Annotated in this window: 12 protein-coding genes; 7 read left to right on the forward strand and 5 right to left on the reverse strand. The window is 79.8% G+C overall.

Features of this window, described 5'->3' with window-relative positions; translation table 11 throughout:
* Positions 1 to 59: 59 nt before the first annotated feature.
* From cheB to ACOQFB_RS07740, 5 genes are read right to left on the reverse strand one after another with little or no spacing between them, the layout of a single operon-like run.
* Positions 60 to 1,088, reverse strand: coding sequence for a chemotaxis-specific protein-glutamate methyltransferase CheB (gene cheB, locus ACOQFB_RS07720; protein WP_059438933.1), 1,029 nt, complete (start codon positions 1,086 to 1,088; stop codon positions 60 to 62).
* 2 nt (positions 1,089 to 1,090) lie between these two features.
* Positions 1,091 to 3,211 (reverse strand): response regulator, encoded by a 2,121-nt coding sequence (locus tag ACOQFB_RS07725; protein WP_494492522.1) that lies wholly within the window; start codon positions 3,209 to 3,211, stop codon positions 1,091 to 1,093.
* A gap of 13 nt (positions 3,212 to 3,224) precedes the next feature.
* Complete coding sequence (locus tag ACOQFB_RS07730) at positions 3,225 to 4,868, reverse strand: methyl-accepting chemotaxis protein (protein WP_421610842.1); 1,644 nt, start codon at positions 4,866 to 4,868, stop codon at positions 3,225 to 3,227.
* Positions 4,868 to 5,506 carry a chemotaxis protein CheW gene (locus ACOQFB_RS07735; RefSeq protein ID WP_421610841.1) on the reverse strand — a complete coding sequence of 213 codons (639 nt, stop codon included), beginning with the start codon at positions 5,504 to 5,506 and terminating at the stop codon, positions 4,868 to 4,870. Before ACOQFB_RS07735 ends, ACOQFB_RS07730 begins: the two co-directional genes overlap by 1 nt.
* Positions 5,493 to 6,974, reverse strand: a complete 1,482-nt coding sequence (locus tag ACOQFB_RS07740) for a CheR family methyltransferase (protein ID WP_421610840.1) — start codon at positions 6,972 to 6,974, stop codon at positions 5,493 to 5,495. Before ACOQFB_RS07740 ends, ACOQFB_RS07735 begins: the two co-directional genes overlap by 14 nt.
* Positions 6,975 to 7,168: 194 nt before the next feature.
* Here ACOQFB_RS07740 and ACOQFB_RS07745 point away from each other — a divergent pair, with 194 nt between their 5' ends.
* Genes ACOQFB_RS07745 through ACOQFB_RS07775 form a run of 7 tightly spaced genes read left to right on the forward strand, consistent with a single transcriptional unit; the run spans position 7,169 to position 13,330 of the window.
* Positions 7,169 to 7,507: a hypothetical protein gene (locus tag ACOQFB_RS07745; RefSeq protein ID WP_421610839.1), complete on the forward strand. Its 339-nt coding sequence runs from the start codon at positions 7,169 to 7,171 to the stop codon at positions 7,505 to 7,507.
* Positions 7,504 to 9,363 (forward strand): V-type ATP synthase subunit I, encoded by a 1,860-nt coding sequence (locus tag ACOQFB_RS07750; RefSeq protein WP_421610838.1) that lies wholly within the window; start codon positions 7,504 to 7,506, stop codon positions 9,361 to 9,363. Before ACOQFB_RS07745 ends, ACOQFB_RS07750 begins: the two co-directional genes overlap by 4 nt.
* Before the next feature lie 16 nt (positions 9,364 to 9,379).
* Positions 9,380 to 9,595 carry an ATP synthase subunit C-like protein gene (locus ACOQFB_RS07755; protein ID WP_421610837.1) on the forward strand — a complete coding sequence of 72 codons (216 nt, stop codon included), beginning with the start codon at positions 9,380 to 9,382 and terminating at the stop codon, positions 9,593 to 9,595.
* A 1-nt stretch (position 9,596) separates the two neighbouring features.
* Entirely contained in the window at positions 9,597 to 10,202 is a 606-nt protein-coding gene (locus tag ACOQFB_RS07760; RefSeq protein ID WP_421610836.1) for a hypothetical protein, read from the forward strand.
* A complete protein-coding gene (locus ACOQFB_RS07765) occupies positions 10,181 to 11,194 on the forward strand; it encodes a V-type ATPase subunit (protein WP_421610835.1) in 1,014 nt (337 codons plus the stop codon). The genes ACOQFB_RS07760 and ACOQFB_RS07765 overlap by 22 nt, the downstream gene beginning before the upstream one ends.
* A gap of 1 nt (position 11,195) precedes the next feature.
* Positions 11,196 to 11,594 carry a V-type ATP synthase subunit F gene (locus ACOQFB_RS07770; RefSeq protein ID WP_059438545.1) on the forward strand — a complete coding sequence of 133 codons (399 nt, stop codon included), beginning with the start codon at positions 11,196 to 11,198 and terminating at the stop codon, positions 11,592 to 11,594.
* Positions 11,591 to 13,330, forward strand: a complete 1,740-nt coding sequence (locus ACOQFB_RS07775; protein ID WP_059438546.1) for a V-type ATP synthase subunit A — start codon at positions 11,591 to 11,593, stop codon at positions 13,328 to 13,330. The genes ACOQFB_RS07770 and ACOQFB_RS07775 overlap by 4 nt, the downstream gene beginning before the upstream one ends.
* Position 13,331: the final 1 nt, after the last annotated feature.

The following is a 13,331-nucleotide window of genomic DNA, read 5'->3' on the forward strand; positions in this document are numbered from 1 at the left end:
GCCGCATGTGGGGCGAACACAACCTGCCCGGGAGGCCAGCGGACGCCCTCGGGCGCGGGTCAGCGCCGGACCCAGAGTCCCAGGCGATCCGCGATCGCGTCCGGCGCCAGCACCGCGTCCGCCAGCCCGGCGGCCTGCGCCGCGCCCGGCATGCCGTCCACCGCGCAGGAGGCGGCGTCCTGCGCCACGATCCGGCCGCCGGCGCGCCGGAGCTCGGCGAGCCCCTCGACGCCGTCCCGGCCCATGCCCGACAGGATCACGCCCACCGCCCCGGCGCCGTAGGCGGCCGCCACCGAGCGGAACAGCGGCGTGCCGGAGGGCCGGAACCCGCCCACCGGCGCCTCGTCGGTCACCCTCGCGCGCGCGCCGTCCGCGCTCACGCCCAGGTGCCGGTCGTCGGGCGCGACGTGCACCACGCCCGGCTCGAGGAGCGCGCCGTCCCGGGCGACGCGCGCCGGGAGCGGACCGGCAGACGCGAGCCAGCGCGCGAACCCCTCCGCGAAGCCGAGAGCGATGTGCTGGACCACCAGCACCGGCGCGGGGAAGCCGGCGGGGAGCCGGGCCAGGATGCGCTGCAGCGCGGCCGGGCCGCCGGTCGAGGCGGCCACCGCCACCACCCGGCCGCGGGGAACCTCGGGCGGTGCGGCCGGCGGCGGCGCGGCGAGGCGCGCGGCCTCGGGGCGGCGCAGCAGCGCCACGCGGCTCATGGCCTTCACCGTGGTGACGAGCCGGCGGGCGTCCTCGGCGAAGCCGGGGGAGCCGGGGCCGCGCGGCTTGGGGAGCGCCGCGAGCGCGCCGGCGGCGAGCGCCTTCATCGACAGCGTCACCTCGTTCACGTCGAGCGAGGTGACGATGACGATGGGCGTGGGACGCTCGGCCATGATCTGCGCGGTGGCCTGGATGCCGTCCACCGGCATCATCATCACGTCCATGGTGATCGCGTCGGGCCGCAGCGCGCGCACCAGCGCCAGCGCCTCCGCGCCGTCCGACGCCTGGCCCACCACCTCGAGCTCCGGGTCGGCGGAGAGGATGCCCACCAGCAGCTGGCGGGCGGTGGGCATGTCCTCCACCACGAGCACGCGGATCATGGTCACCCCAGCAGGCGTTCCAGCGTGTCGAGCAGGCTCCGCTGGTCGAAGGCGCTCTTCACCAGGTACGCGCTGGCGCCGGCGGCGAGGCCGCGCGCGCGGTCCGCCTCGGCCTCGCGCGCGGTCACCAGCACCACCGGCAGGGCCGCCAGGGCCCGCGAGGCGCGCACCGCCTCGGTGAGCGCGAAGCCGTCGAGGCGCGGCATCTCCACGTCCGCGACCAGCGCGTCCGCCCCCTCGCGCTCCAGGATGGCCCACGCCTCCGCGCCGTCGGCGGCGGTCGCGACCCGGTACCCGGCGGTCTCCAGGATGGAGCGCTCCAGCGCGCGGGTCGTGGGCGAGTCGTCCACCAGCAGGACGCGCGGCCTCCGCCGCGGCGCCGCGGCGGCCGGCGCGAGCGAGGCGGTGGGCCGGCCCAGCGCCGAGGCCACCACCGCCGGCACGTTCAGCACGAGCGCCACGTCGCCGTCGGGGAGCAGCGCCGCGCCGGCGAGGTGGGGCAGGGCGCGGACCCGGGCGCCGAGCCCGCGCACGCGGAGCTCCTGCTCGGCGAGGAGCGCGTCCACCGCCAGGGCCACGGGGCGGCCGCCCGCGGCCACCACCGCGAGCTGCAGCGGCGCGCGCCCGCCCGCCGGCGCCGCGGCGGGCAGCCCCAGCACCTCGGCGAGCGCGACGGCCGGCACCGGCTCGCCGTCCACGGTCACGGTGTCGCGCCCGCCCAGCGGGCGCAGGCCCTCGGGGTGGACCTGCACGAGGCGCCGGAGCTGGCTCGCCGGGATGGCCACCGACTCGCCGCCGCACGAGACGACCAGCGCGCGCAGCGCGAGCAGCGTCAGCGGCACCACCAGCACGAAGCGGGTCCCGTGGCCGGGCCGCGTCTCCACGTCCACCGCGCCCTGCAGCGCCTCCACCGCGGCGCGGACCGCGTCGAGGCCCACGCCCTGGCCCGACACCTCGGTGACCCGCGGCGCGGTGGTGAAGCCGGGCAGGAACACGCGCCGCGCCAGCGCCCGCGCGTCCGCGGCCTCGGGCAGGCCGGCGCGCTCGGCCCGGCGCCGGATCGCGTCCAGGTCGAGGCCGGCCCCGTCGTCCTCGACCGCGATCTCCACCTCGCCCCCGCGCAGCACCGCCGTCACGGCGATCCGCCCGCGGGCGGGCTTCCCGGCGGCGGCGCGCGCCGCGGGGGGCTCGAGCCCGTGGTCCACCGCGTTCCGCACCAGGTGCAGGAGCGGCGCCCGGAGCGCGTCCGCCACGGCGCGGTCGAGCGCGACCTCGCCGCCCGCGATCGAGACGTCCACCTCCTTGCCGGCGCCGCGGGCCACGTCGCGCGCGGCGCGCTCCAGCCCGGCGCACGCCTCGGCGAACGGCACCATCCGCAGCGCGCGGAGCTCGTCGGCCAGCGGCTCGGCGGCCTGCGCCACGCGGCGCCGCGCCGAGGCGGCCGCCGCGGACACGCGCTCCAGCTCCGCCTCCAGCCGGGCCAGGCGCGCGGCCTGCCGGCCCGCGGCGGCCTGGGCCGCGGCCGGCGCGCCGGCGCGGGCGAGCGCGTCGCGCAGCGCCCGGGCGTCCTCGGCCCACTCCGCCCGCCAGCGGCGGACCTCCGCCTGCAGCGCCTCGAGCGGCGCGCGCGCGCCCTCGCCCGCGTGGCGCGCCGCGCGCAGCTCGGCCTCGAGCGCCTGCAGCCGGTCGAGCCGGGCCGCGTCCAGGCGGACCGAGCCCGCCCCGCCGCCCCCGGGCGGCTCCGGGGGCCGCACCACCGCCTCGAGCGGCGCGCCCTCGCGCCCCCCGGGGCCGCGCAGCCGGAGCCCGGCCTCCTCGATGGCGTCCACCGCGTCGAGGAGCTCGTCCACGAGCGGCCGCGCCTCCTCGGGAGGCCGGTCGCGCGCCGCCGCCAGCGCCCGCTCCATGCGCGCCGCCTGCGCCTCCACCGCCTCCACGCTGGCCGCGCGCGAGGAGCCCTTCACGCTGTGGACGGTGCGGAAGATGCGCTGGAGCAGCTCGGCGCGGTCCGGCCCGGGCGCGCGCTCCAGCGCGAGCAGGTCGGCGGTCAGGCTGCGCACGTGGTCCTCGAGCTCGCCGAGGAACGTGGCGCGCAGCAGCGCCTGGAGGCGGTCGGCGTCCATGGCGGGCGCGGCGCTAGGCGGCCCGGTCGGGCTCGGAGAGCAGCTGGGTGAGCCGCACCGCGAGCGTGGAGAGGTCCTGCACCGCCTGCTCGGTCTGCCGGATGGCCTGGACCGTCTGGTCGGTGGTCTGCTTCACGTCGCGCATGGCCTGGTTGATCTGGCCGAGCCCCTGGGCCTGCTGCGTGGCGGTGGCGGACATGTGGCTCGAGGTCTCGGCCAGCTCGGCGATGGCGCCGGCCAGCGCGTGGATGGTCTCGCCGGCGCTGCGGGCCGCGTCGGTGGCCTGGGCCATGCCCTTCGAGTACTGCTCGGTCGAGACCACCGAGCGGCTCGCCATCTTCTGGATCTCGCCCAGGATGCGGCGCACCTCCACGGTGGCCTTCTTGGCCTGCTCCGAGAGCGACTTCACCTCGGCCGCGACCACCGAGAAGCCCTTGCCGTGCTCGCCGGCGCGGGAGGCCTCGATGGCGGCGTTGAGCGCGAGCAGGTTGGTCTGGTCGGAGATCTCGTTCACCAGGTTGACGATGTCGCCCACCGCCTGCGTCTGCTCGGCCAGCCGCACGATGCTCTCGGCCACCGAGTCGGCCTGCTCCTTCGCCGCGGTCATGGAGCCGACCGCGCGCTCGACCGCGCGGCGGCCGTCCTGCCCGATCTCGTCGGAGCGCCGCGCCGTCTCCGCCGCCGCCTGCGCCCGCTGCGCCGCCTGCGAGGACATCTGCGCCAGCTCCTCGACGACCGCCACCGTCTCCGTGACCGCCCCCGCCTGCTCCTGCGCGCCGGTGGCCTGCTGGTTCGTGGAGGTGACGATCTGGTTCGTGCCGGTGGCGAGCCGCGTGGCCGTGTCCCGCACCGCCGCCAGGAGCGCCTCCACCTGGCGCCGCATCGACTGCTCCTTCGCGAGGCCGCTGCGGACCTTCTCGGTCATGGTGTCGAACGAGCGCCCGAGCGCGGCGACCTCGTCCTGGCCCGGCACCGCGGCGCGGGCCTCCAGGTCGCCCGCCGCCAGGCGGTCGGCCGCGGCGGCGAGCCGGCCGATGCGGCGCGTCGTGTCGCGCGTCACCGCCAGCACCGCCGCGAGCACGGCGACCACCAGGATGGCGAACAGCACCTGCACCACCAGGAACTGGCGGACGCGGCCGGCGGTCACCTGTGCGGCCACGGCGGTGTCGCCCTGCAGCTGCGTCAGGTACCGCTCGTGGATCTCGCGGAACCGGTCGAGGTCCGCCTGCGCCTCGGCGCGCCCGGGCGCGGCCATGACGCGGGCGAGCAGCGGGCGCAGCTCGTTCGTCCACGTGCCCTCGCGCGCGCGGAGCGAGGCCACCACCCGCGGATCGCGGATGGGCTCGGTGCCGCTCTCCGGGTCGCCCTGGAGCAGGATCCGGTAGCGCTCGTCCAGCGCGCTCATGGCGCGCACCAGCGCCTCGCGGGTGCGGGCGCGGTCGGCGGGCGCGTCGAACAGCCGCTCGGAGAGGTCCAGCGCCTGGTACCGCAGCACCGCCCCCTCCACCAGCTTGGCGGTCCACTCCTCCTCGCCGTGGAGGCCGGAGAGCATCCACAGGTTCAGGCCGATGAGCAGCGCGGCGGCGGTGAACAGCGCGAGGGCGGAGCCCCCGAGCCGGAAGCCGAGCGAGCGGGTCCGGCGGATCTCCATCTGCATCAGGTCACCTCGATCGGGAGGGAAGGGGCGTCCACGGCGAGCCGCGGGTCGCGGAGCAGGGCCGGGCCGTCCAGCAGCGCCAGGCCGGCGGCGGTGACGCCGCGGACGTACTCGGGCCGCGCGCGGCGCGGGGCGGCGGGGGCCGGGAGGAGGTCGCCGGGGACCAGCTCGTCGAGCCCGTCCACCTCGTCCGCCAGGAGCGCCAGCTCCGCGCGCTCGGCCCCGAGGACGAGCAGCCGGGTCCGCTCGCCGGCGGCGGCGGCGGGGGCGCCCAGGTACTCGCGCACGTCGAGCACGTCCACCAGCTCGCCGCGCAGGTTCGCGAGGCCGGCCACGAACGCGGGCGCCCCGGGCAGCCGCGCCAGCCGCGGCGGCCGCGCCACCTCGCGGACCACGCCGGTCTCGAGCGCGTAGCGCTCGCCGCCGAGGCGGAACGCCAGCACCGGGCGCGCGCCGGCCGGGCGCGGGGCCGGCGGGGGCGCGGCGAGCGCGCGGGCGCGGGCCTGGAGCGCGGCGCGGGCGGCCTCGCCGGACGGGCGCGCGCCGGCGCCCAGCGCCGCCGCGGCGCGGGCCAGGCGGTCCTGCAGGGCCTTCCAGTCGATCGGCGCGCCGGCGCGCCTCCGTTCACCCGCGGTCATCGCCTCCGCCGAGCAGCTCGAGCTGCGCCGATGCTACCGCGGAAAGGGGGCCCGCGCACCGCCCGTCGCCGAGCGGCAGCGGCGCGTCGGGCGGGAGGGCGGCGCAGATGCGCAGGACGTTCCGCCAGGACCGGCGGGCGCCCGCCGCGTCGCCGGCGCGCGCCAGCAGCCCCGCCAGCTGCGCGTGGGCCACCGCCAGGCCGGGGTCGAGGTACAGGCAGCGCCGGATCGCCTCCAGCGCGCCCTCCAGCCGGCCCAGCTCGGCGAGGACCGCGGCGTGCAGGAGGTGCAGCTCCGCGGAGAGCGGGTGCGCCTCGGCGGCGCGCGCCGCCAGCGCCTCCGCCCGCGGCGGGTCGCCGGCGTTCGCCGCGGCGTGGACCAGCGCGGCGGCGCCCTCCGGCGTGGCGAGGAGCGCGCCGGCCCGGTCCAGCACGGCGAGCCAGTCGCCGCGGCGGAGCGCGTCGAGCGCGCCGGCCAGGTCCGGCGCGGGCGCGGCCGCGGGAGGGTGCGTCGCCGCCGCCGGCGCCGGCGGAGGAGGCGGCGCGGAGGCGGGGGGCGGCCGGCGCGCCGGGGTCGCCGGCTCGCCGGGGCGGCGGGGTGGCCGGGCGCGCCGCGGGGGCGGCTCGCCGCGGGCGGGGCGGTGGTAGACGACGCCCGCGGCGGTGGACACCGGCTCGAACGGCGCGAGCCCGCCGAGCGGCGGATCCGCCAGCCCGGTGAGCAGCCAGCCGCCGGGGGCGAGCGCCGCGTGGAGGCGGCGCGCCACCGCGGCCACGACCTCGCGCTCCAGGTACATGAGCGCGTTGCGGCACAGGACGAGGTCCACGCCGGCGGTGCCGGTCCCCGGCGACGGGTAGGTGTCGTCGGCGAGGTTCAGGTACTCGAAGCGGACCCGCGCGCGGATCCGCGACGGCACCTTCCAGCGCTCGCCCTCGCGCCGCAGCAGCCGCGCCGCGGTGGCGCGCTCGGGGCCGCGCAGCGACCAGTCGCCGTACGCGCCGGCCCGGGCGCGGGCCAGCGCCGGGCGCGAGATGTCCGTGCCGAGCACCCGCGCGCGCTCGCCCGCGCCCGCCTGCTCCAGCGTGAAGGCGAGCGTGTACGCCTCCTCGCCCGTCGCGCACGCGGCGCTCCAGGCCCGGAGCGCGTGGCCCGCCGGGCGGCTCGCCGCGAGCGCCGGCACCACGCGGTCCCGGATCAGCGCGAGCTGCGCCGGATCGCGGAAGAAGTAGGTCTCGCCCACGGTCACGGCGGCGACGAGGTCCGCCACCGCGAGCCGCCCGTCGCGGAGCCGCTCCGCGTACGCCCGCGGGTCGGTGAGCCCGGCGGCGCGCATCGCGCGGCGCGCGGCCTCCTCCACCTCGGGGCGGCGGTGCGCGGGGATGCGGAGCCCGGCGTGGCGCGCCACCTCCGCCGCGACCTCGGCGAACGCGGGATGCGACCACGCGCCCGGGGGAGACCCCGTGCTCATGACCGGCGGCCCGGGGCCGCGCCGGGCGGGCGTTCCGGATCGGACATGGGCGCGCAGTCTAGTCGAGCCCGGAGCGCGGCGGGGCCGCGCGTGCGCGCCGGCGCTGCGCCCGCGCCGCGCAGCCCCACCGGTGAGCACCCGCCGCGCTTGCCACGCGGGTGCGCGGGGCGTTTGCTCGCTCGCAGGGGGCAACCGTGGACACGCCGTTCGAGGGCGGCGAGCGAGGGACCGTCGATCGGCTGCGGCAGGACGAGGCGACCCTGGAGCAGCAGGTCGCCGAGGCGCGCAGGCAGGCGGCGGCCACGCTGGAGCGCGCGCGGCGCGAGGCCGAGGCGCTGGCGGCGGGCGCGCGCCACGAGGCGGAGCGCGCCGCCGACGCGCTGCGCGCGGCGGCCGCCGACGCCCAGGATCGCGCGCAGGAGGCGGCGCGCGCCGCGTGCGAGGCGGACCGGACGGAGGTGGCGCGGCGCGCGGTCGCGAACCGCGCGCGGGCGCTGGCGTGGCTGCGCGCGCGCGTGCGGGGGGAGCCGTGATCCTGCCGATGGCGCGCGTGGAGGTGCTCGGGCCGCGGGACCTGCTCCCGCGGGCGCTCGAGCTGCTCCAGGTGCGTGGCGCGGTGGAGCTGCGCCCGGCGCCCGCCGCGGCGCGCCCGGCCGCGCCGCTCCCGGGCGCGCCCGAGCGGGCGGCGCGCCTGTCCGAGGCGGTCCGCCAGATCGACGCGCTCGCCGGCAGGCTCCCGCCCGCGCGCGCCGAGGCCGCGCCGCTGGAGCTGCCCGAGCCGGGCACGCAGGCGCTCCTGGATCGGCTCGCGGCGCTGGAGTCCGAGCTGGCGCGGCTCGAGGCGCGGCGCGCGGCGCTGGCCGAGGAGCGCGAGGCCACCGCGCGCTTCGCCCGCCTGGTGGTGGCGCTCGCGCCGCTCACGCACGGCGTGGACCCGGCGGCCGAGCCGGAGCTGCACGGCCTGGTGCTGCGCACCGACCCGGCGGCGCTGGCCCTGCTGGAGTCGGAGGTCCGCCGGCTGTCGGGCGGCGCCTGCGAGGTGAAGGCGCGGCCGCTCGACGCGGAGCACACCGGCGTGCTGGTGGTGGTCCCGCGCGCGGCGGGGCGCGCGCTCACCGCGCTGTTCTTCGAGCGCGGCGTGGACGAGGTGCGCCTCCCGCCGGCCTACGGCGGGCGGCGGCTGCTCGATGTGCTCCTGCTGCTCTCCGCGCGGGCCCGGGCGCTGCCGGAGGAGATCGCCGCCGCCGACGCGGCGCTGGCGCAGGTCGCCGCCGGGCTGGCCCCGGCGCTGGCGGGCGCGCGTGCCCGGGCCGAGGGCGAGCTGGCGCGCCTCCAGGCCATGGGGAGCTGCGGCGAGACCCGCTTCGCGTTCGTGGCCGTCGGCTACATGCCGGCCGAGCAGGTCGCGGCGCTGCGGGCGGCCGTCGCCGCCGAGCTGGGCGACCGGCTCACGGTGCTGGCGGAGCGGCCCCGGCGGTCGGAGTGGCCGCAGGTGCCGGTGGTGCTGCGCAACCACCGCTGGCTGCGCCCGTTCGAGCGGCTCCTCGCGCTGGTCTCGCTCCCGCGCTACGGCTCGGTGGATCCGACGCCCTGGCTGGCGCTGTTCTTCCCGCTGTTCTTCGGCCTGGTGCTGGGCGACGTCGTGTTCGGCGCGGCCGGCGTGGCGGTGGCGCTCTGGGCCCGCAGGCGCGGCTGGGGCGGGCGGGTCGGGCGCGACCTCGCCTGGGTGGCGCTGTGGTGCTCGGCGGCGTCGGCGCTGTTCGGCCTGCTCTACGGCGAGGCGCTGGGCGAGCTCGGCGTGCACCTCGGGCTCCACCCGCTGCTGCTCGACCGGCGGCGCGGGTTCATGGCGTTCCTCGGCGGCGTGCTGGCCCTCGGCGGCGTCCACGTGCTGCTGGGGATGGGGCTCGGCGTCGGGTCGGCGCTGCGCGAGCGCCACGCGCGCGAGGCGGTCGGCCGGGCCGCGAAGCTGGTGCTGCTCGTCGGGGCCGCGGCGAGCGCCGCCGCGCTGGCGGGGAAGCTGCCGGCAGGGGCGCTGCGGCCGGCGCTGTTCGGGACGCTGGGCGCGCTCGCCGTGGCGGTGGCGGCCGAGGGGCCCATGGCGGCGCTCGACCTCGTGCTCGGGCTCGGCAACGTCCTCTCCTACGCCCGCCTCATGGCGCTCGGGCTGGCCTCGGCGATGCTCGCCGAGGTGGCGAACCTGATCGCCGGGACGCTCGAGCCCGCGCCGGTCGGGATCGCCATCGGCGTGCTGCTGCACGCGGTCAACTTCAGCCTGTGCCTCATCAGCCCGATCGTGGCGGCGCTGCGCCTCCACTACGTGGAGTTCTTCGAGAAGTTCTACGAGGAGGGCGGCGAGCCGTTCCGGCCCTTCGCCCTCGCGGAGTGACGAAAGGGAGGACGACGTGGACAAGGTGCTCATCACGCTGGCCGCGGCGTTCGCCGTCGGCGTCACCGCCCTCGCCACCGCTTGGGTCCAGTCGCGCATCGGCTCGGCCGGCGCCGGCGCGCTGGCGGAGAAGCCCGAGGTGCGCGGCGCCGTGATCGTCATGCTCGCCATCCCCGAGACCCTGGTGATCCTCGGGTTCGTGGTGGCGGTGCTGATCCTGACCGGAGGGTGACGTGGGCTACGGCGACCTGCTCCGCGTGCTCGCCGAGGAGGCGGAGCGCGAGGGCCGGGAGGTGCGCGCGGCCGCGGAGCGCGAGGCGGCGCGCGTGCTCGAGGAGGCCCGGGCCGCCACCGCGGCGGCGCGCGACGCGCTGGTGGCCCGCGCCGCCGCCGACGCGGCCGAGGCGGCGCGCGCCGGCGGCGAGGCGCTCGGGCGCGAGCGGGAGCGGGTGTCGCTCCTGGCGCGCCGCGAGGCGCTCGAGGCGCTGCACCGGGCGGCCGCCGGGGCGCTGGCCGCGGAGGGCGACGCGGCGCTGGATGCGCGCCTGCTCGCGGAGCTGCTGCCGGAGGTGGGCGACGCGCCGTTCGAGGTGGAGGTGGACCCCGGCGCCGCCGGCGCCTGCCGCGCCGCGCTGGCGCGGCTCGATCCCGCCGCGGCGGCGCGCGCCACCGTGCGCGAGGCCCCGGCGCCGCGCGGCGGCGTGCGGGTGCGGGTGGGGCGGCGCGAGCTCGACGACACGCTGCCGGCACGCCTCGAGCGCCTCTGGCCCGAGGCGGAGTCGGAGCTGGCCGTCATCCTGTTCGGGGAGGCGGGCACGTGGCCCGGCTCGACCGCCTGAACGCGCGCGTGGGCGCGCGCCGCCCGCTCCTGCTCGGCGCACCCGGGCTGCGCGAGCTGCTCACCCGTCCGTCCACCGAGGCCCGCGTGGAGCTGCTCCGCACCCGGCCCGCCGGCGCCGGCCTGCCGGCGGACGCGGCCCTGCCGCCGGTGGCGCTGGCGCGCGTCGAGGCCGGGCTGCGGGCCGCGGCGCGGGAGGAGGCCGAGCGGCTGGCCGGGCTGGCAGAAGGGCGCCGCGCGCGGGCGCTGCTCGCGGCGTTCCTCGCGCTCGACGAGGCGGCCGCGGTGAAGGCGGTGCTCCGCGGCGTGGCGCTGGGGGCGCCCATCGACGCGACCGTCGCCGCGGCGCCGGCGGTGACGCCGCCGGGGCCGGAGGCGCTGCGCGCCGCCGCGGCCGCGCCGGCGCTCGCCGACGCGGTGGCGGTGCTGGAGGCGGCGGGCTCGGCGGTCGCGGCCGCCGTCCGGCCCGCGCTGGCCCAGGTCGCGAAGGCCGGGCTGGCGCCGCTGGAGCGCGCCGCGGATCGCGCCGGGCTGGCGCGCGCCCGCGCCGCGTGCCGCCGCCGCGGCGAGGACGGGGAGATCCTGGCGCGCCACCTCTCGGACCGCACCGACGCGCGCAACGCGGAGACGCTGCTCACGCTGGACGGCGCCGCGCCGGAGCCGGGCACCTGGCTCGAGGGCGGCCGGCGCTGGGACGCGGCCGCGCTCGACGCGCTGGCGCGGGCGGGACCGCCGGCGGCGCGCCGCGCGGTGGCGGCCGGGTTCGGGCTGCCCGAGGCGGCGCTCGCGTCTCCCTGGGCGGCGGAGCGCGCGCTGGAGGCTGCGCTGGTGGCGCCGCTGCGGCGCGAGGCGCGCCAGCGGCCCCTGTCGATCGCGGTGCCGCTGCGGCACCTGCTGGAGCGCCGGGCGGAGGTGGCCCGGGTGGCGGTGCTCCTCCGCGGCGCGGCGGTCGGCATCGCGGGCGACGAGCTCCTCGACCTGGTGGAGGCGTGACGTGGCGGCGGCGGCGGGCGAGCGCGCGGGGGTGGCGGCGGGCACGGCCGGCGCGCTGCGGCTCGCGGTGGCGGTGCGGCCGGCGGACGCGCTGGGCTTCCGCCTGGCGGGCGCGCCGGTCGAGGCGGTGGGGCCGGGCGAGGAGGCCGCCGCGTTCCGGCGCCTGCTCGGGGACGCGGAGGTCGGCGTGCTGGCCGTGGAGGAGGAGCTGCTGCGCGCGGTCCCGGAGCGCCTGCTGGCCCGCGTGCGCGAGCGCGGCCTGCCGGTGGTGCTGCCGTTCGCGCTGCCGCGGCGCCTGGGCGAGGAGGGCAGGGGGCGCGCCTACGTGGCCGCGCTCATCCGCCGGGCGGTGGGCTACGGCGTGAAGCTGGGCAGCGCGGGCGGGGGAGGGGCGCCATGAGCGGGACGCTGGTGCGGATGGCGGGGCCGACGGTGGTGGCGGAGGGGCTCTCCGGCGCCGGCCTGAACGAGGTGGTGCGCGTCGGCGAGGAGCGCCTGCTCGGCGAGATCATCCGGATCGAGGGCGACCGCGCCACCATCCAGGTCTACGAGGAGACCGCCGGGCTCGCGCTGGGCGAGCCGGTGGAGGCCTCCGGCGAGCCGCTCGCGGTGGAGCTCGGGCCGGGGCTGCTCGGCTCGGTGTTCGACGGCGTGCAGCGGCCGCTCGCCGAGCTGGCCGCGCGCGAGGGCGACTTCCTGGGCCGCGGCGCCTCGCTGCCGGCGCTCGACCGCACCCGCGCCTGGGAGTTCGAGCCCGCCGTCGCGCCCGGCGACCGCGTCGAGGCCGGCGTGCGCCTCGGCGTGGCCCGCGCCGCGGGCGCCCCCGACCATCCGGTGGTGGTCCCGCCCGGCGTGGCCGGGCGCGTCGCGGAGGTCCGCGCCGGAGCGCGGCGGGTGGAGGAGCCGGCGGTGCTGCTGGAGGGGGGCGCGCCGCTCGCGCTGCTGGAGCGCTGGCCGGTGCGCCGCCCGCGCCCGGCGCGCCGCCGCCTGCCGCCGGACGTGCCCTTCCTCACCGGCCAGCGGGTGCTGGACTGCTTCTTCCCGGTCTCGGCCGGCGGGACCGCGGTGGTGCCGGGCGGCTTCGGCACCGGCAAGACGGTGCTGGAGCAGAGCCTGGCGAAGTGGGCGGCGGCCGACGTGGTCGTCTACGTGGGCTGCGGCGAGCGCGGCAACGAGATGTCCGAGGTGCTGGACGAGTTCCCGCGCCTCGAGGACCCGCGCACCGGCGGGCCGCTGCTCGCGCGCACCGTGATGATCGTGAACACCTCGAACATGCCGGTGGCCGCGCGCGAGGCGTCCATCTACACCGGCTGCGCCATCGCCGAGTACTTCCGCGACATGGGCCGCTCGGTGGCGCTCATGATCGACTCCACGTCGCGGTGGGCCGAGGCGCTGCGCGAGATCTCGGCGCGCCTGGAGGAGATGCCCGGCGAGGAGGGTTACCCGACCTACCTCGCCTCGCGGCTGGCGCGCTTCTACGAGCGCGCGGGCCGGGTGGAGACGCTGGGCGGGGCCGAGGGCGCGGTGACCATGGTGGGCGCGGTGTCGCCGCCCGGCGGCGACCTCTCGGAGCCGGTCACGCAGTGCTCGCTCCGTGCCACCGGCGCGCTCTGGGCGCTCTCGGCCGACCTGGCGCACCGGCGCCACTACCCGGCGGTGGACTGGAGCGTCTCCTTCACGCTGGAGGGCGATCGGCTCGCGGGCTGGTTTGAGCGCGAGGCGGGGGACGGGTTCGGCGCGCTGCGCGACGAGGCGCGCAAGCTGCTGCAGCGCGAGCGCGAGCTGGCCGAGGTGGCCGAGCTGGTGGGGACCGAGTCGCTGCAGGACGCCGAGCGGCTGGTGCTGGAGTCGGCGCGGCTGCTGCGCGAGGGCTTCCTGCGCCAGAGCGCGCTCGACCCGGCCGACGCGACCTGCCCGCCCGCCAAGGCGTTCGAGATGCTGCGGCTGTTCCTGGAGTGGCACCGGCGCGCCGGCGCCGCGGTCGGCGCGGGCGTGCCGCTCCGGTCGATCCTCGACACCGGCCTGGGCGCGCGCCTGCTCCGGCTGGCGCAGCTCCCGGCGGCCGAGGTGCCGGGGGCCGCCGCCGCGCTGCGCGCGGACCTCTCGGAGGCGCTGGCGCGCCTGGAGGCGGAGTGAT

Origin of the sequence: Anaeromyxobacter sp. Red801 (genome assembly GCF_049201065.2) — a bacterium.
GTDB lineage: Bacteria > Myxococcota > Myxococcia > Myxococcales > Anaeromyxobacteraceae > Anaeromyxobacter.